This is a genomic window from Salinadaptatus halalkaliphilus (genome assembly GCF_006543045.1).
Lineage (GTDB): Archaea > Halobacteriota > Halobacteria > Halobacteriales > Natrialbaceae > Salinadaptatus > Salinadaptatus halalkaliphilus.
Window position 1 is genome coordinate 1 of the sequence record NZ_RBZW01000035.1, and the last position, 25438, is coordinate 25438.

Annotated in this window: 23 protein-coding genes; 9 read left to right on the forward strand and 14 right to left on the reverse strand. The window is 51.3% G+C overall.

What is annotated here, in order from left to right:
* Positions 1-29: 29 nt before the first annotated feature.
* On the reverse strand, positions 30-3287 hold the full coding sequence (locus tag D8Y22_RS13560; RefSeq protein WP_141465241.1) for a sacsin N-terminal ATP-binding-like domain-containing protein: 3258 nt from the start codon (positions 3285-3287) through the stop codon (positions 30-32).
* A 199-nt stretch (positions 3288-3486) separates the two neighbouring features.
* Here D8Y22_RS13560 and D8Y22_RS13565 point away from each other — a divergent pair, with 199 nt between their 5' ends.
* Entirely contained in the window at positions 3487-4725 is a 1239-nt protein-coding gene (locus D8Y22_RS13565) for a competence protein CoiA family protein (protein ID WP_141465242.1), read from the forward strand.
* 178 nt (positions 4726-4903) lie between these two features.
* A complete protein-coding gene (locus D8Y22_RS13570) occupies positions 4904-5380 on the forward strand; it encodes a hypothetical protein (RefSeq protein WP_141465243.1) in 477 nt (158 codons plus the stop codon).
* Between the two features lie 8 nt (positions 5381-5388).
* On the opposite strand, the gene D8Y22_RS13575 is transcribed toward D8Y22_RS13570, so the two are convergent.
* The 4 genes from D8Y22_RS13575 to D8Y22_RS13590 form a co-directional block, all read right to left on the reverse strand.
* Positions 5389-6675, reverse strand: coding sequence for a metal-dependent hydrolase (locus tag D8Y22_RS13575; RefSeq protein ID WP_141465244.1), 1287 nt, complete (start codon positions 6673-6675; stop codon positions 5389-5391).
* A gap of 182 nt (positions 6676-6857) precedes the next feature.
* A complete protein-coding gene (locus tag D8Y22_RS13580; RefSeq protein ID WP_394348212.1) occupies positions 6858-7847 on the reverse strand; it encodes an HNH endonuclease in 990 nt (329 codons plus the stop codon).
* Positions 7848-8029: 182 nt separating this feature from the next.
* Complete coding sequence (locus D8Y22_RS13585) at positions 8030-8695, reverse strand: 3'-5' exonuclease family protein (RefSeq protein WP_141465246.1); 666 nt, start codon at positions 8693-8695, stop codon at positions 8030-8032.
* Entirely contained in the window at positions 8695-9693 is a 999-nt protein-coding gene (locus D8Y22_RS13590) for a hypothetical protein (RefSeq protein ID WP_141465247.1), read from the reverse strand. The genes D8Y22_RS13585 and D8Y22_RS13590 overlap by 1 nt, the downstream gene beginning before the upstream one ends.
* Positions 9694-9808: 115 nt before the next feature.
* Here D8Y22_RS13590 and D8Y22_RS13595 point away from each other — a divergent pair, with 115 nt between their 5' ends.
* Complete coding sequence (locus D8Y22_RS13595; RefSeq protein WP_141465248.1) at positions 9809-9991, forward strand: hypothetical protein; 183 nt, start codon at positions 9809-9811, stop codon at positions 9989-9991.
* 147 nt (positions 9992-10138) lie between these two features.
* Here D8Y22_RS13595 and D8Y22_RS13600 read toward each other — a convergent pair whose 3' ends face one another.
* Genes D8Y22_RS13600 through D8Y22_RS13615 form a run of 4 tightly spaced genes read right to left on the reverse strand, consistent with a single transcriptional unit; the run spans position 10139 to position 12861 of the window.
* The gene (locus D8Y22_RS13600; RefSeq protein ID WP_217350888.1) at positions 10139-10966 is read right to left on the reverse strand and encodes a hypothetical protein; all 828 of its coding nucleotides are present in this window, start codon (positions 10964-10966) and stop codon (positions 10139-10141) included.
* Entirely contained in the window at positions 10959-11300 is a 342-nt protein-coding gene (locus D8Y22_RS13605; RefSeq protein WP_141465250.1) for a hypothetical protein, read from the reverse strand. The genes D8Y22_RS13600 and D8Y22_RS13605 overlap by 8 nt, the downstream gene beginning before the upstream one ends.
* Positions 11297-12259, reverse strand: coding sequence for a hypothetical protein (locus D8Y22_RS13610; protein WP_141465251.1), 963 nt, complete (start codon positions 12257-12259; stop codon positions 11297-11299). The genes D8Y22_RS13605 and D8Y22_RS13610 overlap by 4 nt, the downstream gene beginning before the upstream one ends.
* Before the next feature lie 2 nt (positions 12260-12261).
* Positions 12262-12861, reverse strand: a complete 600-nt coding sequence (locus tag D8Y22_RS13615; protein ID WP_141465252.1) for a hypothetical protein — start codon at positions 12859-12861, stop codon at positions 12262-12264.
* 606 nt (positions 12862-13467) lie between these two features.
* On the opposite strand from D8Y22_RS13615, the gene D8Y22_RS13625 reads away from it, so the two are divergent.
* Positions 13468-13887, forward strand: a complete 420-nt coding sequence (locus D8Y22_RS13625; protein WP_141465254.1) for a hypothetical protein — start codon at positions 13468-13470, stop codon at positions 13885-13887.
* Between the two features lie 155 nt (positions 13888-14042).
* Here D8Y22_RS13625 and D8Y22_RS13630 read toward each other — a convergent pair whose 3' ends face one another.
* From D8Y22_RS13630 to dndC, 4 genes are read right to left on the reverse strand one after another with little or no spacing between them, the layout of a single operon-like run.
* The gene (locus D8Y22_RS13630) at positions 14043-15245 is read right to left on the reverse strand and encodes a cysteine desulfurase family protein (protein WP_141465255.1); all 1203 of its coding nucleotides are present in this window, start codon (positions 15243-15245) and stop codon (positions 14043-14045) included.
* Positions 15242-15646, reverse strand: a complete 405-nt coding sequence (gene dndE, locus D8Y22_RS13635) for a DNA sulfur modification protein DndE (protein WP_141465256.1) — start codon at positions 15644-15646, stop codon at positions 15242-15244. The genes D8Y22_RS13630 and dndE overlap by 4 nt, the downstream gene beginning before the upstream one ends.
* The gene (gene dndD / locus D8Y22_RS13640) at positions 15639-17699 is read right to left on the reverse strand and encodes a DNA sulfur modification protein DndD (protein WP_141465257.1); all 2061 of its coding nucleotides are present in this window, start codon (positions 17697-17699) and stop codon (positions 15639-15641) included. Before dndD ends, dndE begins: the two co-directional genes overlap by 8 nt.
* On the reverse strand, positions 17696-19201 hold the full coding sequence (gene dndC, locus D8Y22_RS13645) for a DNA phosphorothioation system sulfurtransferase DndC (RefSeq protein ID WP_246084443.1): 1506 nt from the start codon (positions 19199-19201) through the stop codon (positions 17696-17698). The genes dndD and dndC overlap by 4 nt, the downstream gene beginning before the upstream one ends.
* A 400-nt stretch (positions 19202-19601) precedes the next feature.
* On the opposite strand from dndC, the gene D8Y22_RS13650 reads away from it, so the two are divergent.
* The 4 genes from D8Y22_RS13650 (at position 19602) to D8Y22_RS13665 (ending at position 24321) form a co-directional block, all read left to right on the forward strand.
* Positions 19602-21587, forward strand: a complete 1986-nt coding sequence (locus D8Y22_RS13650; RefSeq protein ID WP_342781898.1) for a DEAD/DEAH box helicase family protein — start codon at positions 19602-19604, stop codon at positions 21585-21587.
* Positions 21588-21681: 94 nt separating this feature from the next.
* Positions 21682-21876, forward strand: coding sequence for a DNA modification system-associated small protein (locus tag D8Y22_RS13655; protein ID WP_141465259.1), 195 nt, complete (start codon positions 21682-21684; stop codon positions 21874-21876).
* A 1-nt stretch (position 21877) separates the two neighbouring features.
* On the forward strand, positions 21878-23863 hold the full coding sequence (locus tag D8Y22_RS13660) for an AAA family ATPase (protein ID WP_141465260.1): 1986 nt from the start codon (positions 21878-21880) through the stop codon (positions 23861-23863).
* Positions 23863-24321, forward strand: coding sequence for a hypothetical protein (locus D8Y22_RS13665; RefSeq protein ID WP_141465261.1), 459 nt, complete (start codon positions 23863-23865; stop codon positions 24319-24321). Before D8Y22_RS13660 ends, D8Y22_RS13665 begins: the two co-directional genes overlap by 1 nt.
* Positions 24322-24352: 31 nt before the next feature.
* Here D8Y22_RS13665 and D8Y22_RS13670 read toward each other — a convergent pair whose 3' ends face one another.
* Positions 24353-24781, reverse strand: a complete 429-nt coding sequence (locus D8Y22_RS13670) for a hypothetical protein (RefSeq protein WP_141465262.1) — start codon at positions 24779-24781, stop codon at positions 24353-24355.
* Between the two features lie 133 nt (positions 24782-24914).
* Here D8Y22_RS13670 and D8Y22_RS13675 point away from each other — a divergent pair, with 133 nt between their 5' ends.
* Positions 24915-25310, forward strand: a complete 396-nt coding sequence (locus tag D8Y22_RS13675; protein ID WP_141465263.1) for an HIT family protein — start codon at positions 24915-24917, stop codon at positions 25308-25310.
* Positions 25311-25438 lie beyond the last annotated feature (128 nt).

Here is a 25438-nt window from a genome sequence, read left to right on the forward strand (position 1 = left end):
CATATCGCCAGACGGCGTCCATTTCCCAGTTAATCTGACGGAAGATAACCGTGAGAGCGTCTGAGACTGTCGTCATTCGGCGGCAAAACAAGGCAAAATACGTCGTAACCTTTGTGTTCTTCTTGATCTTCTCGAATACCTTTGGCTTCCCGACCGCGCTTTGTTTCGTATTTGATAACCTCTGAGATTGCAGCATCCTCTACACTTGGCACAAACTTCGAGGAAATCTCACTGGGTTCTACATCAATATCCACGTTCTCCAGCAGAGTTGTTGCTAGATCATCCCACCGATGGCCAAACTCTCTGGTGAGATAGAGGGTATCACCATCATAGTACGAGCAACGATTCGCTGTCTGTGGCTTTGAATGATCTCCCAGAATGTATCTGGATCTTACTTGCTCTATCCACACGATCTCTGGAGCGTCAGAGGAAAGTTCAGGGACATCGCTCGAAACTCGTCCCCAGTAGTTCTGGATTCGTTGCTCAACCTCGTTATCAACGACCTCGTCAATCGGATCTCCCCTTTCTAAATGTCGCTCAAAATCATCAGCTGCTGAGGGAATTCCGAGGTGTTGTGCTCCCACACGACATTCGTCTTGTGATTCACCGTTCTCTGGAAGCCAAACGAAGTGTTCGTCATCAAAAACACGTCGAGCAACCGGCTCATCAGGGATAAACAGTCCCTCACTTTTCCCAAAGTCATTAGCTTCGGTCAGCAATTCGAGCTCGTCTGCATCGATTTCTGTCCCAATATCTTCCGTGATTTCGGGGTAAATATTCTTCAACTCTGCCTCCGCATCTATATCCACGTCTTTGAGGTTCGATAGTGCATCTTGGAGGGCAGAGGCAGATGCTTCTGATTGTATTCCGGTGGCAATGAAGAACGAACCCCACCCGCCTCCGTATTCGCATCTAAGATATGTTGAGTTCACCACTGGGTCATCAAGAAGTGAGGTTGTGTCGTAGGCAGCACTATATGTCGGAGACAAGTAGACTTCGCTAATTGGCTTTACGTCGTTATCATTAGTTAGGGCGACTATCTCTTCATCAATTTGTTCGGCATCAAGTTCCGCGTTTACAACCCCAGTGTAGGTAATTAACGAAGAAGTGTCAAGAGGCCACTCATCCTCTTTTTCCCATTCATCGCTCACCGTGATTTTCGGCAATAATTTGTCTTGAGCAACCCAGTCAGGAGCGACTTGGTTAATTCCGAGAGAACTAAGGAAACTTTTGGCAGCTTCATCACCGCCTTCATCTGGATCAATAATAGAGGCGGGTACCGTATTGACATCAGTTAATGAGCTACCAACGGTATTGAGTATCTCACTTACCCGTTCACTTTCTGCCGGCAGGAGTACACTGCTTGTGTCCGAGGCTGGCCTAACAACAGACTCTCCAGTAAACACGATTGGAACCTCGCTGAGTCGGTCAGCTTGACCGCTGTTGGAGAGTGCTACGTAGAGCTCTCGGAACCATTCCGTCACATCTTCTTCATCAGCCATCGCTTCCAGCATCTCGGGATGATCAACGAGGTCATCGGCTAGATCCTGCGCCCCAACGGTGTCTATATCAAGCCTTTCGAGGAAATTTTTCGCACTGCTGCTATCGGTTATTGCTCCAGAGATTGTTGGAAACACCTCTTCGGCGTTCATTTCGGCTATAATCTCTTCCACGTCTGGTGAGAACGACAGATAGACATCAGATGGGAGATCAAGTCCAGAATCCGTGTACACAATTTTGCGTTCTTTGAGATCCTCGTCGAATCCTTGAGTTTCATTGAGTAGCTCATAGAATGAGCGGAACCAAGGTGTCTCTTTAGAAGTCGCTTTTTTCCCTAACCAGTCTTCATTCGTAGCCAATTCTGCAAAGTTTGTACCGCTATCGGGCAGATCTTCTGAGTCGGTCCCGAGCTCTCGAATCGCAAGCCGGTCACGAAGAAGTCGTTTTAGAAACACGAGGTTCTCATCAGTGAGTTCTCGGTCGGTTAGCTCGCGGAGGTCTTCTACCGACAGCACTTCTCTAACTTGTTCACGAGAATCACCAACTGGATGAATCGCACTATCAGGTGTGACCCAACTACCGTTCGCAGTGGGGATGATCTCTGATTGTCGTGCCGTCTCCATAATCGCCGTGTCGAGAGTTCGGAATAGGTTGCCCTTCGGGCGTTCACTTGGAAGCAGTGCCTTCTGGAACTGCGATTTCCAGATATCGTGATTTTTGAGTTGGTCAATCGCGTTCGGAATGAGTGTCTCTCCAATCTCTTCCATCATCCACGAGTTCCAAGCGGCACCCTCGTGCGGTTTGGTTCGTCCTGCTCCAGTAAGCAAATCAGCATCAATCATAAACGGCATTCCGCTCGTGAGTCCTTGGATCGGTAAGAACGAGAAAACAGACGCGTGGACGCTCCCCTCAGTCAAATGGTCGAGATTCCCATCTTCGTCAACTTTAAGGGCGATTCGAGCGGGCCGTGCGTCAATATTTTCTCTTTTCCGCTCACGAGTTACCTTATCATTACTTACTCTCTCAGGAACCTCAAAGACGTTCTCGTAGACCCACCACCGTTCATTTGATTTGAGTTCAATAAGTCTACCCTCCAGTTCCTCGGATCTCGAAGTGACTGCCATTTCCCTGCTCCGATCCACCTCATCCTCTAATTCATCTACTACGCGTATCTCCTTGATATCCTCCAAGAACAGGAGCAGTCGATTTTCCAGTTGATCAACCCCTTCCAAAACGCGCTGCTTGTAGCTGTCGTCGATATATGGGAGATGAAATGTGTTCCAATCATCGGACGACTCAACCGGTGAATCAGGAACCCAGATAGGGGTCACGCGCCATGGAATCTCATCAAGAGTTCTGTCGACACCGTCATCTTGCCAATATTCTCGATCAAATTTGAACTGATATTCCCCAGAGAGGACGTGTGGACTATCGGTTACCCGGAAAACTGACTTGAATCCAATACCCCAAAACCCGATGTTCTCATCTTGAGACTTCTTCTGAGTTCGCCCGACGTCACAGAGATTTCTGATATCTTCCTTAGAAAACTGTTCTCCATTATTCCGGAAAATAACCGCATCGGGACGAAGGATGATTTCTATAGTCGTCTCTTCACCCTCTTTGGTGCAATCTTCGGCGTTCTGAATAAGTTCGTAGAAAAATTGCCCTTGTCTGGTAAACAATCCGGTTGCCAGCAGGTCCAAACTACGTGTAAAAGATTCAGAGAGCCCCAGCTTTTCTTCTTGAAGAGATTCGATAAACACCTGTTCTGTACTCGTGATGCTCATAGAACCTATTCTCAGAACGGACTCAAATAGGTGTTGTCAATAGATTTTGATATGAGACTATCTACTGAATCGCCGGAAAGATTAGAGTCACTCCTTGAAAGCTATCTAAGCTCTACTAACAGATTATCGAAGGGCTCAATCCTGAATCCACGTATCCTCGATTAAATATATATAGTCTAACACTCCATTAGTCACATCGATGCCCTTCATTGCGGTTGACCCGGTTGATAACCGCCCGCGAATCCCGATCAACGTCGGTGATGACGAAGAGGTTCAATGCCCTGTCTGTGACGATCCCCTTCGTGTTCGTGAAGGCTCCTCTACTGCTCGGCATTTCTACCACCCGCCAGACCACTCTTGTAGTGGTGAATCCGCTCTCCATCTCCGGATGAAATCGATTGCGGTTGAAAAACTCAAAGACGAGTATCCCAACGCATCGATAGACGTTGAGTTCATCACTGACGACATCCCGCGTCGTGCTGATGTCTTCGTCAAATTCGAGCAACCACGGTTCCCTCTCGGAGAGGAAGTCGCTGTTGAGGTACAATACCGAAACGAACAGAAGGATCTCACGGAAACGACTGCCAGCTATCTCGCCGATTACACCAGTGTACTCTGGCTCTTCGAGGAAAACTACGTCGGTACTCGCCCCGATTACGACGATGTCGAACTCCCTGACCCAATCCCAGTTTGGCCGTACAGCATTGCTCACGGTGAGGCGTCATCCCCGGACCCGTCAGTCGGTGACTATCTTGGTATTACTGAAGCCGATCTCATCGCGGTGCTCCCGAACCACGTTGACGATCAAGTTTCGCTGGCTGAATTCCCGAGTGAGTCAGGGACGTGCGAGGAGACTGATGACCTCCCAGAGTGGAGTCGTGAGAAAGAACTCCACCTCAACCTTTCCTTAGCGTCACTAGGCGTCCGGGAGACCTACAAATCATGGCTTAAAGGCAAAATCCAGAGCAAATACAGCGAACACCGAGACGACGTTGAAGACCGGCGCGAAATCGTGGCGTTAGAGGACCGGTTTCCCTATTTTTCCGATTGGTTTAATGAGGGGCCTGGAGACACATTCGAGCTCAGCATCGATGTCCGCAACTCAAACATCAGTAAGTTCACCGTGCGGAAGATCGTTGCCGACACAGAGATCTCGTTACTACTCAACGACGACGAGATCGACTCATTCTCCGAGTTTGTGCTGGCATTATGCTATACGTTAGAGTGTACTCGCGCCTCAACGTCGAACGGGCGAGAGGTGAACCAGTCCGTCGAATCCAACCTCAGTACGCTCTCGTACGTAATTACCCAAACAGGAACCGAGACAGTTACCGTCGAACTGAACAATACCACTGAGACAATGGACCTAGAATTTTGCCCACAACAGATTCAGCCGCTTGTCGATCTCTGTGCAAAAGTTCAACTCTGGCATGACTAGGAGAAGTCGAAATCAACTTTTTGTGAGTTCGTCTATGGGTCTCTTGGTATACACATGTCTTATCAGAATTTTTGGCTAACTGGTGTCCATGTTCATATGCGTAGCAGCAACGGCTGCGGAAAGAGAACTCTGTCTCACCAAACTCCTATGATGTATGACTGTCTCATCACAAAACACGATGGATACCGCCGGATACATTGAGAGGATCGATGAACAACTGCGAGCATATGAATTCCAATCTACTGACTACACACCGGTCCCAGATGTATACTCACGAGAAACAAATCGATTGGCATCAACGGGAACACACTACGAAGTCGTGATCGTGGATCATGTAGATGAGCCAGTTGTTGACGAGATTGAAGCTGAACTCAAAACAGCCCGCGACATTTACGACGGCCTCAGTATCAACTCAACATCACGGTTTGATTCGGAGCGTGTTTATCTTCTAATTGTTGCTGAGGAAGTGACTAAGCCCATGCAAATTCGTGCCGAACGTGCTGCTGGTGAGGTTCTAAATGGTGACACGTTCCTCCTCCCTGTCCTTGTTGATCTGTCCGGTAGTCGTCTTCTCTATGATGAACCATCGACACTCAAACGCGTAACTACCCATGGGAAAATGGTCTCGAACGTTGAGAAGTACTTTCGGCTCTGAACAGAATGTTACTCCTCGTTAGAGTTGTCTCGTAGCGGTACCTCACTTTCCTTGGTTTCATCCTCGGCAGTCAGCGATGTCTCATTTTTAGACCCTGTCGAAAGCGGGATTCCCTCTGAATCCAACTGGTCGTCTCTGAATAAGCCAAGGGTATTGCCATCCCCTGACCATGTTAATGCCTTGCCAGGAGACTCATTAGCAGTAACAAGCGTAGAATCAGGTTGACTAGCTCCAGATTCCAGTGTGACCCTGACGAGCGGATCAGCAGATTGGTCAGTTGATAAGGAAACACCACACCGATCTGTGCTCGTAGACATCAGGGCAGATCCACCTGTGGACTCAAGTTCATCGGACCAGAGTCCCTCCTCTACCAGGACCTCTGAATCATATCCAGCAAGGTTGAAGACCCGTTGCGGGTCAATATGCTGCTGGAACCAAACCCGATTAACTCCTGTCTCGCTGCCGCCGTCTTGACTCTTGAATAATGGGAGATCCCAGAATTCCTCAGTGATACCGTCAAGCAACTGCATGAACAAGTATTCGATGTCAGTTTCAATTGTCTCGACGACTTCACTGAAACTCTCACGCTCACGAAGCTTACTAAAGTACTCTCGGACCTTTGTTTCGGGCGGTTTCCAACTCGCTACGTACGCTCCCGTGGTAGCCCATGACGCCCCTGCAACTGCAAAACCCCACTTCCAGAACGTAGTATTCAGTGACGAGTCAGCTGTGATCCAACCCAGCGAGAAGTTCCGGTCAGACAGTGGTGCCATGAGTCGCAAGGCAGTACCACCGTATCCTGATGTCGGCAGATCGCCTAACAGGTGGCCGAGAACCCCAGCGACATAACTATCGATGACCCAGTCAGCAAGTGCCTCTAACTGCGAAGTAATGGCTTCTGCTCGGTCAGGGACTTGGAGCTTTGCTCCCAACCATTCACCGAACTTTACCGCTCCATGTTTCACTACTTTAGCAGTCTGATAGACTGCTCCCATATACGGCAGAGAGTGTAATGATCGGTGGCCGCCTAGTTGCTGAGTTACTTGGAGATCAGAGTCTGAATCTGAGAGTAACTTTAGTTCCCAAGTATCGAAGCCAGCAGCGATTTTGGTACTCAGTCCAGTGAAACCGAGTCCAGCAATCGCAATAGGCGCTCGCTCATGAAGTCGCTCCGAGAACGAAGGTGGAGAAGTCGCATTAGGATCATACCGGTCTCGGACTTGCTGACGAACAAATCCAGTCACAGCCATCGAACTTAACCCGACAACAATCCCCGTATGGCCCGTCTGTTCCATCAATTGCCACCCCAGTGTGGACGAATAGCCCTTATCCAAGCCAAATACATGTTCAGGTCAAAAGTTTTATGTCACTATTCGCTCTTATCCAGAGAGGTAACAAAATATGACAAAATAATTAGTAACCGGAGTAAAACAATGTGGGATTGATATATAGAAATGCTGCTAACCTCTTTCACTAGCTACAGCGCTTCGTCCACCTCTTGTAACGCGTCGATCGCTTGCCGGAGATGTTCTTGTAACTCGTTGCTGCCACTACCATCACTTGCTACTCGGTCCGTCCGCTGCTCGTTCACATCACCGGACTGCGCCTTAGACCCAGACTCAGGAGACCCCCACGTTTCAGTTCGACCCAGCGACTCGTCTTCTTCAGCAACTGCATCAAGCCGTTGCTGTTCGTCGCCCTCGTCCGTCATCAGCTCTTGTGTTGCGTCTTGGTCCGCTCCTGTGTCTGCCGATGGCCGCCCACCGCGACCGAACGCGTCCAGCGGGAAGTCATACGCGTACGCTCGCTTCGCCTTGTTGAACGTCGTACGCCGCGTAATCCCGAGCACGCCCGTCACGTCATCCCGGTTACATCCGCGCTCCAACGCTCGCCGCACTTGTTCGTCTTCCATGCGTTGCAACAACAGTTGCTGATCGTCCGGAATGTGCCCACGCGCCGAGTTCTCGATCTGCTCGGTCAACCCCCACTCACCCGTCTCGACGTCTTTGTCGACGATTTGCCGGTCACGTGATTCCACACGGTTATCAAGCCCCATCAGCACCCACAAACGTTCTCGAACCGCTGCGACCGACAAGTCCGCCGTCAGCTCACCCGCGATACCACCCGTCCGTCCCGGCCCGTCATCCGCGAGGACCTGCAGGATCTCGATGTCTTGCGGTAACAGGACAGCGAGATCCGCCTCCGTAATGTCCACTGGGGCATCCTCCGGCTCCGATTGCTGGTGATGCCAACTGTGACACGCCCGGCAGATCAGCGTAAGGTTCTCCAGGTCGTGCACGTCCACGTCCTCAGGATTCCGCTCAATGTGATGCGCGTGCAACTTAGCTAACCCGTTTGCCTTCGGCCCGCACCGCCCGCAAAGCTGGCACTTGTGACCGTACTCTGTCAGCACAGCCTCGCGTGTCTCCGGATCAACCGTCTCATGACACGCGTCCGGATCAAGCACTCTGGTGTCCTCGTTCGTTGCCGATTCGCCACTCGCTTCGTCGTGAGATCGTCGGTCAGTATCTACCATTCTTACGTACTGCGTCTATCGATTATGCACGGTTCCACACCGCTCGATGGCTACCTGCTGGTGTATCGCTTCAATCCGCAGTTCACAACCCAACACGGCTCAACGACCGTTCCTCACCCGTACCTCGTCGAGGTCAACGACTTCAGCTTGAAATCCGATTTCGAACAGTACCGCTCCGCGAGTAACCCTAACTCTCTCGTCCTGAGGACATCCGCCGCGTTATGGAACACGAGCGGCGTGAACTCACCAGTCTCGAACGCCGACACTGCTTCACTGCTCTCCGCGAACGGATCCAACTCACCAGCCGACCCGCCGCACAACAGATCGTACACACCGACGAGATCCCGGCACTCATCCTCACCAACCGTCGTGTTGAACCGCTTTGTCAGGAGCGGGAGCAGATCCGTGTACGGTAACTCATCGAACGGCCACGCAACGTCGGTCCGCGTGAGTCGCGTCCGCAAGAACGGAAGGTCAAACCCGGATCGCCACGTCTCACCATTGAACGCCGCGAGCAACACGTCATCACCAGCCAATCGGTCACTTGAGAACTCCCCGACCGCTTCCAACAACGCCCGCTCAGACGCGTGCGTCGACAGTTGCACGTGACACTCCGTCCGGTCCTGGACGACCTCCGAAACACCCTCGATGTCTCGACCATTAGTCTGAACGAAAATTCGAACACCTAGTGGGAGCGCGAACCCAGCGACCGTCACTTCATCATCTACCGTGAACCCAGTCGTCTCGATATCGAACGCAACCAACGTCAACTCCGACATCACATCTCACCTCCAGCGACTCCCTCAACAGCGCCACGCCCAGGCACGCGGTCCACACTCGCTGGCCGCAATCGGAACTCACCGAAGCCGTACTTCGCGTGCGTCCCAACGCGCACCACCCCGTTTTGCGCCGTCGCCACCGGTTCACTCCCCGCGTACCCGACCACCTGCCCATGATCGGCCGTCTCGACTCGATATGTCTCCCCACCGTCAACGAGCCGTGTTTCCCGTCGGCGCAACCCGTCATCACGCCGCCCATCCGTCGCAACCGTCCCAGTCCCGATCGGCGGCGTTTCCGGACTCGCATCCCACCACCACGGCACCGACTGGTCATCCGCACCGGGACACGCACTCGACAGGACGTACGGCGACACGAGTTCAAGCACGTACGCATCCGACGCCGCATCCGTGAGTCGCCCGTAGTCGAGCGCATCGAGATCAACGATCTGCGAGTCCGCCAGCGACAATCGCCCGAACCCGTAGTTGCGCGCCCCGCCGACCCGTATCCCGTCAAGCACGTCTTCAGCAAGTGGCAGGACGTCGTCCGTACCACGATCCGTGTGCAGGTAGCAGTGCACGAACCACTGCACCGACCGCTTCGAATTCCGCTGCTCCGCCGGTCGCCCGAAGAAACACGCCGGCGCGAACGCGACCCGGTCACCATGGCGCTCGAGGTCATGCACGTTATGCGCATCCCGCGGCCGCGACTCCAACAACCAGCGCTGGGCCACGTCCCGGAACACGAACAAATCATCATACGTTTCGACGTCGGGAAGCGACTGGCCGAGCTTCCCGGCGTACCCAGATTGAGAGTGCGCCGCCGGGTACTCACCGTACTCACCCGGAACGAACACACCGTGACTCACGTGCAACGCTCGAGCGGCCTCATCATCCACACGCCGCGTGATCGCGTTGAACAACGCGTTCCCCGTCACGAAATACGGGTGCCCAAGGTACGACCCATCCAACTCGAACAACACCTGCTGAATACTAGTCATTCACATCCCTCTCCGTTTTCACTCCACGTTCTGTACAGATGCGTCCCACCACGTAGCCGACACCCAGCACACCTCATCTCAAGTGTTCCTCGACCAGGGACACACCGTGTTTCCAGTGTACTCCGCACTCGCAATCCAGCACCGGGACGAGCACTCACCCGTCGCAGCGGCCGAACAGAACTACTCGCCGTCACGTAGCGAGGGAGCGAGCTGGTCCGTCGGGACGCCACCACGCACCCCGACGGTCGCCCTCGCTCACCACACTCAGGGACAGGGACTCTCTCACTGGCACTCGTAGCGGCACGCCCACCACAGCCTGCCACACGAGCAGCCACCGCTCGGCGTGACCGGTGCCCCACCACGAGCACCGCCCACACCCTACGACGCCCCGCATCCCGGCCACGACGACCACACCACCCACCACTGCACCCCGAACCCGCCAGCATCACCTCTCACCCCCAAGACCCGCACCACTCCGCAGATCGAAACGCCGACAATACTCCTCAACGTACTGCAGCGCCGCCGACCACGATCGGATGCGCCGCAGTTGCGCATCCAACACCCGCCAGCGCCGCTCGCCATCCACATCGAACGGGTGTTCGGGCAGGCGTGCCCACACGTCAGCAAAGCACCGCGCCGGCCCATCACCAAGCCGCGCTGCCGGGCGGTCACCCGGCTCGCCAGTCACGCACAGTTGCATTTCGGGTATCGAGAGCACCGTCCGGTGTGGCGTCACCGGCCCGTCCGGGTCCTCAACCGCCAGGAACAACTCCTCGAACCCGACGCCTGCACGATAGTTGTCGAGCAGCGCCGCCGCCAGTAGCGTATGGTATTTCAGCGACGTGTACGGATAGTACAGCGACTCGTTGAACAGCGACGCTACGTCCGAGGACAACCACGCCGCGTGCATCGCCACCGGATCCTCGATGCGGACCAGTTCCCGCACGGCCGCGCCACGACCATCCGCACCCAGCGACCCAGTCATCACCACGTCGCCGGTGAGCAGCGACAACCGAGGTGGAGACGCGTGGGCAGCCACCGTCTGTCCTGGTTCGCCACGCGGGCGACTCAGCATCGCCGCATCCCGATCCGCACCCAACGGCACCGTCTCGTTCACCCGCACGCCAGCAACCCGCTCACGAGCCGCTTCGTGCGCCCGGCCTCGCAGCTTGTGCACATCATGGCGATACACCGCGAGCATCGGAGTCACGTCCGTCACAGCCTCGCTGTCAGCCGGCTCACGACCAGCGCCTGCCGCCGCCGAATCAGTCATCGCCACCACTACTCCCGTCGGCATCCGACGCACCCGCCTCACCATCATCACCAGCATCAGCAATCTCGCCAACACCAACCCGGTTCTGTACCGACCGCAGCTCCGACGAAACCGGCTGCACCTCATTCAACCCATCCGGATCCATCTCCGGGGCGTCACCGACCGATTGTTCCTCAGCAGCATCCGCAGACGCATCCGTCTCGCGCCCTCCATGTTGGACCGACCGGAGCGACGTCGAGACCGGGTGAACTGCATCAAGATCCGCATCCGCGTCCACAGCTTCGTCGTCACTCTCACCGCCGGATCCAGACGACCCATCGTCCGACCCAGTCATGCCGACTCACCACCAGGCATCGGCAAGTCACCATCACGAGCAGCCACCCGCGCCTGCAACGCCCGCACGAACTCCTCACGACACTGCTCACGCCAGATGTCGTCTTTCGTATCCATCCCGCTCGTCGCATCCTGCGCGCGATTGTAGACACGTCGGAGCTCCGAATCCGTGTACAGCGGGTTCACGATCTCGGCATCGACGATGCCAGCCCCGAAGTTACGCGCACCGCCAAGTTGCATCTCGTACTCATCACTGTGGGCATCCAAGTACTCGATCGCCTCGACGAGCAGACCCACATATTCGGGTTTTAATTCGCGGAGTGTGAGTCGCCACGTCCCAACTAGGTTCCCGACGACGTCACGCTCAGCTTTCCGCAACGGTTGGCCCTCATCCTCAGCATTCCTCGAGCGCACCTGTGTGTTGAGTTGCCGGTAGTGAGCTTCGGCTTCGCCCTTCGTGACGTCGACTTGGCGGCGGATGGGTGAGAACCGGATCGGGTGACGAATCACCCGGCCAGCCCGATCACCGAACCCGCCGAACAAGTCGTGGATCACACAGCCCGCGTCGTCGTCTTCGACGCATGACCCTTTCTCGTGGTAGCCATTATCCAGATCACGCTCGTACACGTCCGCGAGCATGTAGTCGCCATCGGCGTTGCCCGGATGGCACGCCGTCGCGCCCGCAGCCTGCACCACTCGTTCACACCCATGGCGCAGCCAGCCCGACAGTGTAAATGGTGAGATCTGCCCAGCAATCTGATTTTGCGGGTCGTCAGCCTCATAGCGGTCGGCAGAGGCATGATGTCGGTCCGTGACGATCCCATCACCTGGTGCGAGTAAGTTGATGTCGAGGCCGACGTACAAATCCGGGAACGACGACTCGTCGACGGGACGTGGGAAGTCGAAATCGATATCCAGGTGCGACGCGTCGAACGCCTGCGCGTCTTGCTCCTCGTGCATTGTTACTGCACCTCTCCCCGACGGCCACCATCGGCAGCATGTGGGGCAGTGGTTTCGGCCGTTTCGTCACTCGTCGAATCCGATTCGGGTTCGGATGTGCTATCGAGGTTCGCATTGTCGGCCCGCACCACCGGCCGCTGCCACGGCTTACGCGTCGATTCGTAGTCTGCAGCAGCGAACACGTCACTGCGCGCAATCGGTCGGCGGAACCACGTGCTTCCGGGCAGTGGGTGCACTGTAGTCGCATCTGCCGGGCTCACAGCACGCGGCTGTGGAGCCAGTAGTACTGGCCACGACGATTGGGTCGCAGGATCGCTGCACGTACCGATCCGGCCTTCTAAGATGAGTTCGCGCACGCCGAGCGTAAAGAACTCCGTCGGCTCGTGCCGACAATCAATGCATTTCACATGCCCGATCTCAAAGGCCGGTTGATCGACCGGCCGGAAGGCGAACGCGACGATCGGTGCGCCTTCCCGCAGTTTTTCGCCGCAGACTTCACAAACCGCGGCCCCTTCCCCGAGCGCAAAACCTTCTAATTGTGATATGTCTTCAATGAGCTGGTCATCGACAGTCTCTTGCTTCGACGGATTTGATTTTTCCATGGGTTCTCACGTCCTGTGTGAAGCCCAGTCCGAGTGTCTCTAGCACTCGGGCGTTTTCGCTGAATCCACGCCCCTCTGGGACCGAGCTTCTACACCATCTCCTACATCGTGTAATGGCATAAGTGTTTTCCATCTCCTCCTAGGGAAATGGATACCAACCCATCACCTACATAGGTGATGTCTACGAATCGATTACTGTGCCGGGGAAAGATCGAGAGGAAGAATCTGGGAAGTATACGACAAGCTACCCAGATTCTGATTTCATAGATGCCATCCAAACTCTTGGTGGAATGGCAGGGACCTCAGAGATAGCCGAAACTGTCGGCTGCACACGGCGGACAGCATACACGCGTCTCCAGACACTCGAATCCGAAGGTCAAGTTACCAGTAGGAAGGTGGGGAACTCCCTACTCTGGAGCGTCTGCGACTAAGTTAGGCCTCCCTCGCAGAGACAGACTATCTGAACCTCACGCTTACCCCAAACTCGGTAAGATAAGTGTCTCAAATCAACTTTTAAGGGACTGCACGGGTGAAGAGACTCTTCGAAGAGATACCAATGGCCACAATACTATTCACTCCAGAATATCATTCCTGAGATGAAAGTCGATGCAAACCGTTCAGATCGTACTTTTTAGCGACAAGAGGGAGATTGTGATGGACGCTACCTCTAGAATAAAATCGCTCTGCGAAACAAAAGGGATCGAATACGGCGGCCCTCACACCCCCCCCCCTCCCCTCAACCTCAGCGAGCAGGAAGCTGATCTCGCGGATCAAGGAGTGAGTTTGTTTGGTGAAGCACCGAATGAACAGGAGATAGAGCAACTCAAAGGAAAAACAGTGTTCTCGAGGCTGTTTCGATTACATCGGTACGCATCTGATGAGGTGACCAGAAAGATCGTGATGCAAGACCACCCAGATGAATTGTTCCTCCGCCTCAAAGTCCGGCAGACAGAATTTATCGGTTCTGACCATGGTCATGCGCCGTTTTCATACGATCCAAATATCGATTACAGTGGCGAAGTATAAACCACTATTCAAACCGAGGGACCTTTCCTGTTTTTGACAGTGTTGCACCCATGGAATATGAAATACCACTTACTGACTGTCAGTTCGCTCTTGCTGTGATCAGAAAATCTGATCAGTAGCTTGGGTGGCAATTTCCCGAACGTCCTCGTTGGTTCTCATCCAAAGATAGACTCTGTTAATTCTACTTCGTTGACTATTGTATCAGCAGCGTATTCTATATCTTCCTCAGTAAGGTCTTTTCCAAGCCCGAAGCGGACTGCCCCTTTGATACGATCTTGATCATCCGTGATCTGTTCTAATACATGTGAAGCGTCTTCACCGCTTGCACATGCTGAACCAAGAGCAGCCATTACGCCATAGTCCGTTAACGACATACGAACCAATTCTTTGACATTTATGTTCGGGAAACTCACATTTAGATTATTGGGGAGTCGTTCCTCAGGATGGCCATTCAAAACAACGCTGTCAAGTTCGTTGGAGAGACGGTTCCACAGTTGATCACGAAGATGTTCGACGTGTTCAACACGTTCTTCGCGATTTTCCACAGCTAACTGAAGTGCTTTAGCCAGTCCAACAATACCAGGTACGTTCGGCGTTCCTGAGCGCTTCCCACTCTCGTGGCCACCACCAAGCAGGAGTGGCTCGATTTTGTTCTTAATTTTGAGGTCTGTATAGAGAGCACCGATTCCCTTAGGGCCATAGATCTTGTGTCCTGATATCGACATCAGGTCAACCGCCATTTCGTTTACATCGATATCAATTGCCCCGATAGCTTGCACAGCATCCGTGTGGAACCAGACCCCCTCATAATCGTCGACAATAGAACCGATCTCCTTGATCGGATTGATCGTTCCGATCTCGTTGTTCGCAGCCATGATTGAGACCAGAAATGTTTCATCCTGAATCGCATTCTGCACTGCTACCGGATCCACTCGTCCGTACTCGTCGACAGGAAGATATGTAACCTCAAAACCTCTCTCTTCCAGATACTTACATGGCTCAATGACCGCCTCGTGTTCTATCTTGGAGGTGATGATGTGTGAACCAATATCGTTTTTTTGCGCGTGTTCAGCCAGTCCTCTAACCGCAAGATTATCAGATTCAGTCGCACCACTGGTAAAAATGATTGATTTAGCGACAGGCTCTCCACCAGTACGTGCACCGATTCCTTCAGCAACCTGTTCGCGGGCCCGTTCAATCCGGTTACTGGCGGAGTGCCCAAACGAGTGGTTAGCTTTGCTGGCCGGGTTACCGTATTGTTCGGTGAAGTAGGGCTCCATCTCTTCTACAACCCGTTTGTCCACTGGTGTTGTAGCGTGATGATCGAGATACACTTCTCGACTGGAGTCTGTAGTCATGATTCCGACGCTGACACCTCACTACCCTTAATTTCTCCTGGAATCAAGTCATAGAGATCGGTAAGATCGCTTGTTCGCCCGGAGAGCGTTTCGATCCCGCGGTTGAGATGGGCGAGAAAGTAATCTTCCAACTCCGTTTCTGGGTCATATCCTTCGTTTAACATACGCTTCTTAACAAGTGCGATGTACATCGCATCATGATCTCCTAAAAGCGTGTAACGGTTGAACTCTTTTCCTTCCTTATCGTACTCTTCCATGCTGGGTGGCCTATCCTCACCGAGCGAGTAGGTCAGACCGATCCGGGCAATATAGTTTGGTGTCATACCAGTTGCTTTCCCTAGGTTCCGAAGCTTATAACTGACACTTTCATCGATCTGGACGCGGTTGAGGTCTTTACTCATTGTTCGTTGGGAGACGTTTTTGGGAGTTCTTCTCTACTTCGGCTATTTCTGTCTCATCGTCATGATCGGACCAGAAGTATCCTGGCTTGATCTCTGTCTGACCGCTATAATTGCCATGTTGGAGATGGTATTCATGGGCGATGTCATCACTAATACGGTCGTAATACTCCTCAGTGATTTCGGTATCAGTCGAGAACAGCAGAACCTGATGTGACGCAGCAGGGAAGAACCGTTCAACCAGGTTGCTACGATGTTCGTTGTCAAGTCGTCCGAGCGGTGTATCAATAATGAAGGGGAGTGGCCGGTCAGAGATTTCAGCAAGTGCCCAGAGCATCGCTGTCGCGAAGATCTGTCGTTCACCAGCAGATAACTCCGACTGATCTTTCCGGTTACCGTTTACCGTCTCGATCTCGATCGTAAGCTCATCAGGGTCTACGATGATATTGTCGTAGAGTTCGTTTTTATTGGTGAGCTGTAGATACCGATCAGTTAGCACCGATTCAAGCCGTTGAAGCTTTTTCCGGACCAGTGCTTCTTGATAATCTTGTACAGCTTTTCGAGTACGCCCTGCAAGCTCCGCACGTTCGGAGACATCTTCTAAGTTTTCGAGTTGGTCCTCTTTTTTCTGGAGGTCACTCTCAAGCTGACCAATCTTTGTCTCAAGCGTTTCTAACCGGCCTACGTGTTGCTCAATCTTGTTCTGAAGCTTCCCCTGTTCTTGATTAAGATCGTTAATGTCTTTCAGAATCGGTGATATTACAGACTGTTCAGGAGCACGCTGTAACTGCTGAACAGTGTCCTGTCGCTCTCGATTTAGCTGTTCAAGCCTTTCAGTCAGTTTCTGGAGCTCCTCCGGGACTACATTGAGAGCATCATCAACAACTCTGCGCATCCGCTCTTGCTGACGATCGGAGAAATCCTTCGAAAGCCTTGGTTCAGAATCGCCATCTGGCTCAAATCTCTCTGCCAGTTCGAGCTGCAATCTTTGGACCACATCAGACCTCTGTTCGTCTGGAATATCGAAATCAGTCCATAGTTCATCATCTGCCGTCAGTTCATCAAGCTCGTTAACGACTCGTGCTTTTGCTGCGGCCTCTGTTTCCGCCTTCTGCTCGGATTTGAGTTGGTCGACAACCTCTTGACAAAGCTCCGGAACGAGTGCGAACGGATAGGCGTTACGCGCGACTTCCCGAATTTGTTCTTCGAGGTCATCGATCTCGTCGTCCAGTTCTTCTCGCCGTTCTTTCAGGGAATCACGTTCTTTTGCAAACGCACCACCTTCTTGTGTTAATTTGGTTTCCTTCTTTTCGATGCGTTCCGTGATCTCGTCCATCTCACGGCGTTGCCGATCTATTTTTGCCTCGAGTTGCTCGTACTCTGCTTCAAGATCGGCCTTTTCGTGTCTGAGAGACTCAATTTCCTCTGCGATTTCTTCGTGACCGCTTTCATCGAGTTTACTTGAGAGATATATTGAGAGGTCGGCGTCAAGGCGTTCCACCAGATCTAAACCGAGGAGCGAGAGAAGTGCTTCCTCGAAATCGTCGCCTTCTTCAATCGCACTCGCTAACTGTTGCACCTTCTCACCATCAAAAAAGAAGAGTTGTGAAATCCCCGGAGGAATAAGCTCTTTCAGGAAGTCCTCCCAGTTGTCTTCACGAAGATCAGTGAGTTTACTCCCATCTCGCATGATGCTAAGCGATTCTTCAAGAGACTTACCACGGTTTCGCCAACTCCGCTCTACAACGTACTCCTCAGTGTCCCCAAGATTTCCATACTCAAATGCGAGCTTGATAGACGCCTTGTCCGCTTTCTCACCATTTGACGAATGAAGCTTCGATCTGACTCGGCTATGGTACTCCTGCCTGCTGATGCGGCCCTCAAACGCACTCCGACCATGAAGACAGATCTGAATTGCATTAAATAGTGTTGTCTTCCCAGCACCATTCATTCCGCCAAACAATACGATTGGCTCGTCGTTAGTCGTACTGAGGGTCAGCTCGTTTGTCCCCTTGTACGGCCCGTAATCAGTGATAACTAAGCGATTGAGCTTCATTTATCGAGTTGCCCCATCATCTCTTCATATTCGACATCGTACTGCCAGTTCTTGGGATCCTCACTCTCATATTCGTCAGTGATCTCTTCGATAGACCGCCAGTCCTCTCGGAAGATCTTATCGATCTTGTTGTAGATCGCAGCACGGCGCTTCATTCCGTGATGCTGAAGTTCCGTATCGAGAAGTCGCTTCACAAGTTTTTCAGGAACATCATATTGTACGCAGACCTCTTCTAATACTTCAGCCTCTTCAGTGCTGAACGAACCGAGATCGTCATGGACCCAGTCAAGGTCATCATCCATGACATCATTATATATTTTTGGCACGGAGTCCTCCCAATCAGCCTCCTCGGTGCGCCAGAGTCGCCGGATCTCTTTTAGCTCTTCATCCCGGATGAGATCAAGATACTCTTCATCATCGTCTCGGAGCTCATTGACCTCTTTTTCTGTTTCGAGAAGTTTCCGGAGAAGATCCTTTCGGAACTCATGCTTGTATGAGCGGGGAATGATACCGTCTCCACCATTGGTTTTGCCTTTTACACGGCCATGTTGACGTCCTTTTGGCTCCCTGTACTTGGATTTCTGTTCCGGTACCTGGGTAGATTTCAAGAAGTTACGGAACTCGAGAAGCGGTTGCATCCAGAAGTCACCTCCATCAACCATGTTTTCCATTGCTTTGTCGTCTTCAACGACAGTACAAGTCCAACAGCCGAAACGGCTGTTACCACAGGAGGGTGTGCTGGTATCGATCACCATTGGACACTCATCGTCAGCTTCGTTATAGAGTGCTGCTAGCTCATCGTGATCCTTCCCCCATGGGCATGGGTCGTTCAATAGATACTTCCACACGTCCTGGGTTAGCCAGTCCTCAATCGGGGTATACACGAACGCGTTTGCGAACTTCGAGTGGCGAGCAAGGTTGGTTCCCTCAATGCTGTGAAGGTTCATTACTTGTTCTCTGGTAGCGCTTTCCGACTTCCGGGCACCCAGGATGACGACCACTTCACCATGATCTGAAACTTTGTCCATGATGAAGTTATCTGCGGGATCAATTTTTAGTCGCTCGGTGCACCAGCGGAAGGTCTGGTTCGGTGCTGGATATCCGCGGCCAATAAGATTGACCCAGAACGAATCATCCACATCTGGATATACCTTCTGAGCTGAGAAAGGAAGATCCTCATTTTCAGCGGACTCATTTATTTTCTGTAATGAATTAGTGATATGGTTGACGATCTTCGGTGTCTCAACCAGGGTATCACTAGAGATAACATATATCGGCTTAGTTTGTTTATCTTCTGGAAGATCACTAATCGCTTTCCAGATTAGTTGAACAGTTGTTGTGGAGTCTTTTCCACCACTGTAACCGATGACCCAGGGCCGACTATCTGCTAGATATGTCTCTCGGATCTCTTGATAGATATCGTCCAAGGAACGGTACTCCCACACGGAGGTTTTGTGGGGGTCCGATTGCTCGTTCTCATCACTGCTCGATCGAGTTCCCATTGTTCTATCTAATACTGTCCTACCCCTATAAGATTGTGAAACCGAAGCGAAAGTAGAACTCCGGTTTAGTCAGTGTCATTATCACCCATTATCAAACAGATTCTGGTTATAGGAGTAGATCTGCTATGCTTTCAATCGTAGATTTCTCTCACCAAGTATTTATTGGACAGCACGATGGATTACCTATAGGAAATTAATGGCCTCTAATAGGATACCGTCGTCGTTAGCAGATCTTTCTCTTGAGCGAAGCTATCGTACGGGAGGAGAGCTACTGGATAGGTTTTATATTCCTTGTCTGTCGGTAGCCCATCAGTATGATCGTGCAGCTGGTTTTTTCGATAGCAAGTCACTTGCTATGGCGGGTAAGGGTATTGCCGGACTCATTGAGAATGGGGGACGGATGCGTCTTCTTACTAGTCCCCGGTTCAGCAACCATGACTTAGAGGTGCTTAAGGAGTATACCGACACTGTCGAGAATACAGAAGTATTTGAAAATGCTCTGAAAAGAGGGATTGAGGGAGAAGTAGAAGGAGAAGATGTAGATCAGTATCTCCAGACAGATCGGTTCAAATGCTTAGCATGGATGCTTGAACAAGGCTATCTTGAGATCAAGGTTGCCTATATGCCTGCAGATAAACAGAAAAACCCCTATCGATTATATCACGAGAAGATCGGTATAATCAAAGATCAGGATCGCAACCGGATGGCTTTCACCGGGTCTATTAATGAGACCAAGTCGGGTTGGACAGATAATTATGAATCATTTGAGGTGTTTCGTTCGTGGATAGGCCATGAAGACAAACGGATCCAGGATAAACAGGATGCGTTTGACCGACTGTGGAACAACGAAGATCCTGAAGTAGATGTCTACAACTTGCCAGATGCTGTAGAAAAAAGTGTTACTGAACGAAGTCCTGATACTATTGATGGGTTGCCAGCAATCAACCTATTTCTCACTGAAGAAGGGAGGGATACCTATACGGAAGAGGATCAAAAAGATCTTTGGCCTCATCAGGAAGATGCGATCGACTGGTGGAGATCCCATGATTACAAGGGTATCTTCGCTATGGCGACCGGTACAGGAAAGACCTATACAGCTCTCCGAGCAGCCCGATTACAGGCTGATACCCGGCTTACAGTGATTATAGTTCCAACTAAGGTATTAGTTGACCAGTGGTTGGATGAATTGCCAGATGTATTCGGTCCTGATAGCTCGGTTCTCGAGTGTACAGGTCGAGAGGATTGGCGCAGCAAGATACTGAGCATTGTAGATCCATACCGTATCGGCGATTTGAATGAGATTGCTGAGGAGGATCGAAGCGTCATCATCACGACACCACACACAGCATCCAGCGATGCCTTTCGGCGAGCAGTTGACCACATCCCATCTAAACGACTGCAAATCATAATCGACGAAGTGCATGGGATAGGCTCGTCTCAGTTCCGCAAAGCCCTAGAAATTGAGGCGGGACGTCGACTCGGTTTATCAGCAACACCAAATAGACAATGGGACGAAGAAGGAACTCAGGCCATTTACGACTATTTCGGCAACCATGAACCGTTTCGATTTAGCACACAAGACGCCATCGAAAATGGATATCTGGCAGAGTACGACTATCACCCATTACTCTGTGAATTAACTACGGAGGAGTTTGATGAATATCTGGAATACACTAACCAACTTGGAAGTATCGAGGCACAACTCAAATCTTCTGAATCCCCGCCAAAGCACCTTTATCACCGTCGAGAGCAAATTCTCAGACAACGAGCCCAAATTAAAAAGAGTGCTATCCGAAAGCCCAGCCGGTTTGGTGCGTTCCTCGATACCGACCATCCAACACCTGCTATCGTCTTCTGTGAAGATAATAGCCAGATAGATGAACTAGAACAGGAACTGCAACACCGGAACAAGAGTTACGGCGTATACGTCTCGGACCGAGCAGATGAGCAGGCTTCCGCATTTCACAAGTTCGAAACAGGAGCTATTGATTATCTATTAGCAATCAAGTGTTTGGATGAGGGAGTTGACGTTCCGGACTGCCCAACAGCCGTTATCATCTCCAGCTCTACTAACACCCGTGAATTCATTCAGCGAAGAGGACGAGTGCTCCGTACCTCCGATAATAAGGATCATGCAGCGATTTACGATATGCTGGTTCTCCCCGGGATCAACGCCCAACCCGACGATGAAACTGCAATAAAGCTTGTTAAACAGGAAGTTCGTCGAGCAAAATTACTCACGGACGCTGCTAGAAATGGCGAAAAGGCAGAAGTACAACTCGCAGAGGTACTTGCAACTTATGGAGACCGGTTCAAAACACTGATTTATACGACTGATGCACCGGACCCGTTTGAGAACGGTTTGTCAGAATCCTCTTCAAGCTAAGAGGAGTAGAGATATCGGAACTCACTATGGAACGGAAATAGCAGTCGGTATATGTGACAAAAGTTTAGATGGGGTCAGAACAATTAGTCCCCATATGGAATACAACGACGAGGTGGATGGCGGGGAGATCAATCGGTTAATTGAAAAATATGCCCAGAAGCACGATGTGCCTGCTGATTTACTGACCGAGATCTACGAAGCGGAAAGCCAAGTAGTGGGAATGGAACGCCGCTCATCGATTCATAAAGACGTGCAAGAAGCTATTGAATCTCACGTGAGCGAAGACTAATATGAAAATCACACGAATAAGACTCGAGAACTTCATGCCGTTTTATGGTACGGTTGAAGTAGAACCGTATACCCAAGAGGAAAAGCCATTGGTGTTGGTGAAAGGCGAAAACGACACCGGGAAGACATCCTTCCATACTGCAATCAAATATTGTTTACATGGAGTCGACGAGCGTTCACAGCGTGACCAATTTATCAACCGGAAAGCTGCAACCGATGGAGATGGAGTTTCAAAGGTAGAAATATCGTTTGTTGATGATAGTGGAGACGTATACACCATTGAACGAGGTGTCGAATTTAGTCAGGTGACAAACGAAGATGATCGGTCAGCTGACCAATTCTTCATTCGGGTATCAGATGCTGATGGGAATACAGTTGTAGGAAATGATGACCGACGGGATAATTACAGTCGGTTCATTAACCAATTCATTCCGGAGAACGTCGCTGATTTCTTCTTCTTTGATGCCGAGCAGCTTGAAAAGTTCGAGGAAGCGAATGATAAAGAGGTCCGAGATGCCATCGAGACTGTCCTAGGAATCAAAGAGATTGAAAATGCGGTAAGGGATCTGGAGAAGCGAGAAAAGGACTATGAACGTGAATACGCGAAAGTAGAGTCTACGGTCGCCGAGGTCGAAGAACTCCAGTCTGACCTAACTGATATACTTGATAAAAAGGAAGAACTGGAAGGCCCGAACGGGGATGGCGGAAAAATACAGGAGACAAAGGGCGAGATTAGTACAAAACGCCAGAAGCTTCAAGACATCCAGTCAGAGCTAGAGACGATTGAGGAAGGAGATGACAAGCGCAAGGATCTCGAAAAAGCTACTGAAGATTTACAGACTGTTAATAAGGACCTCGATGACAAACTCACCGAAAGGAACACACTCCGCCGCCGAGCTGGACCATTGATGGCAGCAGTCTGTGCCGGGACTATTCAGCAACTCTACGATGTGGAAGGGACAACCGATGAAGCGGATGTAATCAATGACGTTCTAGGGCGCGACCACTGTATCTGTGGAGAACCACTTGACGGTGATTCAGACCACCGTGATCATTTACTCGATCGATATAAGGAACTTCATTCCTCAGAGCGACGAAAAATTGCGGAGTTATTGGACCGAGCAAGTGAGGGGCTCAATCTTGGTGTTCGGAAAGAGCTTGACAGGTATCAACGTCTTCAGAAAGATATCCGCCAAGCTAGAACTCGTAAGAGCGATCTTAAAGACCGCAAGGAAACTCTTGAACAGGAACTCGAGACAATCGAGCGTAAGCATCTTTCAGACTACAAAGACCAAGAGGAGAAACTTGAGGGAGAAATTGAGGAATTAGAAAGTGAAGTCGAGAGCTATCAAAAACGAGTTGGTGAACTCAACAACGAGCGAGACTCCTTGCGGAAACGGATCTCGTCACAAAAAGAGGCATCTGAGGAAGAAGAACGGTATCAGAAACTGATCGACCTTACCGGACGGTGCCGCGATGCTATGTCTGATATCCGTAGCGAACTAGTCGATAATCGACGTCAAACGGTTGAAGAACATGCTTCTGAAACATTCCTGAAACTCACGAACCGACCGAACTACTACCGGGGACTCAAAATCACAGAGAACTACGAACTCCGCGTTCTCACAGAAGAATCGTCCCGTTCAATTGCGGAACAGCGACCTAGTGAGGGTCAAAAGCAGATAATTGCGTATGCATTCATTGCAGGTCTAAGCAAATACGCTACCCGAAACGCTCCGGTAGTGGTTGATACACCGATCGGCCGTTTGGATCCAACACACAAGAACAATCTTCTCGGTTACTACCACAACTTCAGTGATCAAGTGATGATCCTCTACCAACCAAACGAACTGGAAGGAAGCGACATAGAGCATATAGCCAAGCAGACCTCTAAACACTACGAGATCAATCATCGAGATGACGATCAGGAATCCTCTCAAATCGATGAGGTAGAGCTATCAGCTAAAACGATCACGGGGGATGACTAATGGCTCGAACCCTCAAAACAGCTCGACAGGATATCTACAAACGCTTGGTTGAAGATGATGATGAGGATAACACTATCTTCAAATATAACTACGAACTGTTCAGTCTCGGCTTGATCTACGGATACTTCCAAGGTGAACAAAAAAAGGTTGATTCAGAAGAACGAAGTCAAGATTTCATAAAGGTATCTGATATCACCCCGGAAGAACACCGCCAGAGTATCGAACTAGTCTACCAAATGGTGAAAGTCGAAAGCGAGAAAACCGAGGAATCTGAGATCTGGAAAGAAGTACTGGACTACGCCGACCGAGGTGTCGAACTGATAGATGAAGGAATCAGTACTCAAGGCGACTTTGATCTTGTAGGCATTGTCCAAGGTGCCGGCGCCGAAGATTGGGAATCTCGATTAATTGACTCACTTGGTGACCCAGGTGAACTCAAAGGCGTCCGTCCAAAATAATCATACTCGTCTTCTCTCTATGAGACACATTCTACAATGTGTCTACGGACTCAAAGTCTACAATAAAGGTCTCACCGTTCTTAACACGGAACAGTACGCCCAGTTGGTTCCCTCCGGGGTCAGCTGAGGGATAGAGTTGTTCACCAGAGTCGAGTGTGATCACAAGCGGCCTATAGTTTTCTGAACTATTCCATCCACGGTATTCCATTGCTGCAGAAGACATAGGAGACATATCGGTAATAAGCGAGCCAGCAATATCATCCCATTCGTCGACTCCTTTCGCATTGAATACACCCGGCCTATTTCCTTCGAGATCATCTACGGAGATTAGCAGCGACCCGTCACCCAGTTCAAGAGCGAGAGAGTTATCATACAGATCAACCGTCCATACCAAGCCATCGTGATCGTCACCAGCCAGATGTCGTACGGCTGTGATGATTTGGCCTTCGATGTCTCCCATACCCCTTCCGTTGAAAACCACGCGCATAAATATTGCTAGCACACCCGTCTAACGGGTATGCTCGAAACATCACCGATTACGGAGTCACGGGCAAAGCAAGCAGTTATCCTCGTACTGGTCCATCACCCGACCAATGGAATACGAACGCGCCCCCGATTGCCCGTTCTGTGATATCATTCACGACGAATCGGCGAAACTGATGGTCGAAACTGAGCACCTGGCCGGCTTCCGAGACGCGTACCCGGTTAACCCCGGCCATATCCTGATCATACCCCGGGCGCACCTGACTAGGTTCGATGCGATCCCCGACATCTGGGGCGACGAACTGTTGACCGCCACATCCACGGTGAAAGACCAGCTCGACCAGAAGCACGACCCCGATGGGTACAACATGGGTATGAACCTCGGTGAGTCAGCAGGGCAGACGATCGACCACCTGCATTGGCACGTCATCCCACGATACACTGGTGACGTGTCTGATCCCGAAGGCGGGATCAGGGGTGTGATCCCGGAGGAGAGAAAGTACTAACAGTTGTAATTCGTTCTCGAGAGTTTCAGTCTCTAGTGCCGCTTCAATCGTGATTTGCTGGATATAGCTGGCGGAGTTTGATGCGTGCATCGTCTGTCGTGAACTGCCAGTCGATAGCAGAGTCATCG

What these genes read in the sequence shown, in the direction of transcription:
- D8Y22_RS13560 (WP_141465241.1), bottom strand. Translation starts at nt 3,287, where the DNA reads ATGAGCATCACGAGTACAGAACAGGTGTTTATCGAATCTCTTCAAGAA.
- D8Y22_RS13565 (WP_141465242.1), top strand. Translation starts at nt 3,487, where the DNA reads ATGCCCTTCATTGCGGTTGACCCGGTTGATAACCGCCCGCGAATCCCG.
- D8Y22_RS13570 (WP_141465243.1), top strand. Translation starts at nt 4,904, where the DNA reads ATGGATACCGCCGGATACATTGAGAGGATCGATGAACAACTGCGAGCA.
- D8Y22_RS13575 (WP_141465244.1), bottom strand. Translation starts at nt 6,675, where the DNA reads ATGGAACAGACGGGCCATACGGGGATTGTTGTCGGGTTAAGTTCGATG.
- D8Y22_RS13585 (WP_141465246.1), bottom strand. Translation starts at nt 8,695, where the DNA reads ATGTCGGAGTTGACGTTGGTTGCGTTCGATATCGAGACGACTGGGTTC.
- D8Y22_RS13590 (WP_141465247.1), bottom strand. Translation starts at nt 9,693, where the DNA reads ATGACTAGTATTCAGCAGGTGTTGTTCGAGTTGGATGGGTCGTACCTT.
- D8Y22_RS13600 (WP_217350888.1), bottom strand. Translation starts at nt 10,966, where the DNA reads ATGACTGATTCGGCGGCGGCAGGCGCTGGTCGTGAGCCGGCTGACAGC.
- D8Y22_RS13605 (WP_141465250.1), bottom strand. Translation starts at nt 11,300, where the DNA reads ATGACTGGGTCGGACGATGGGTCGTCTGGATCCGGCGGTGAGAGTGAC.
- D8Y22_RS13610 (WP_141465251.1), bottom strand. Translation starts at nt 12,259, where the DNA reads ATGCACGAGGAGCAAGACGCGCAGGCGTTCGACGCGTCGCACCTGGAT.
- D8Y22_RS13615 (WP_141465252.1), bottom strand. Translation starts at nt 12,861, where the DNA reads ATGGAAAAATCAAATCCGTCGAAGCAAGAGACTGTCGATGACCAGCTC.
- D8Y22_RS13625 (WP_141465254.1), top strand. Translation starts at nt 13,468, where the DNA reads ATGCAAACCGTTCAGATCGTACTTTTTAGCGACAAGAGGGAGATTGTG.
- D8Y22_RS13630 (WP_141465255.1), bottom strand. Translation starts at nt 15,245, where the DNA reads ATGACTACAGACTCCAGTCGAGAAGTGTATCTCGATCATCACGCTACA.
- dndE (WP_141465256.1), bottom strand. Translation starts at nt 15,646, where the DNA reads ATGAGTAAAGACCTCAACCGCGTCCAGATCGATGAAAGTGTCAGTTAT.
- dndD (WP_141465257.1), bottom strand. Translation starts at nt 17,699, where the DNA reads ATGAAGCTCAATCGCTTAGTTATCACTGATTACGGGCCGTACAAGGGG.
- dndC (WP_246084443.1), bottom strand. Translation starts at nt 19,201, where the DNA reads ATGGGAACTCGATCGAGCAGTGATGAGAACGAGCAATCGGACCCCCAC.
- D8Y22_RS13650 (WP_342781898.1), top strand. Translation starts at nt 19,602, where the DNA reads ATGCGTCTTCTTACTAGTCCCCGGTTCAGCAACCATGACTTAGAGGTG.
- D8Y22_RS13655 (WP_141465259.1), top strand. Translation starts at nt 21,682, where the DNA reads ATGGAATACAACGACGAGGTGGATGGCGGGGAGATCAATCGGTTAATT.
- D8Y22_RS13660 (WP_141465260.1), top strand. Translation starts at nt 21,878, where the DNA reads ATGAAAATCACACGAATAAGACTCGAGAACTTCATGCCGTTTTATGGT.
- D8Y22_RS13665 (WP_141465261.1), top strand. Translation starts at nt 23,863, where the DNA reads ATGGCTCGAACCCTCAAAACAGCTCGACAGGATATCTACAAACGCTTG.
- D8Y22_RS13670 (WP_141465262.1), bottom strand. Translation starts at nt 24,781, where the DNA reads ATGGGAGACATCGAAGGCCAAATCATCACAGCCGTACGACATCTGGCT.
- D8Y22_RS13675 (WP_141465263.1), top strand. Translation starts at nt 24,915, where the DNA reads ATGGAATACGAACGCGCCCCCGATTGCCCGTTCTGTGATATCATTCAC.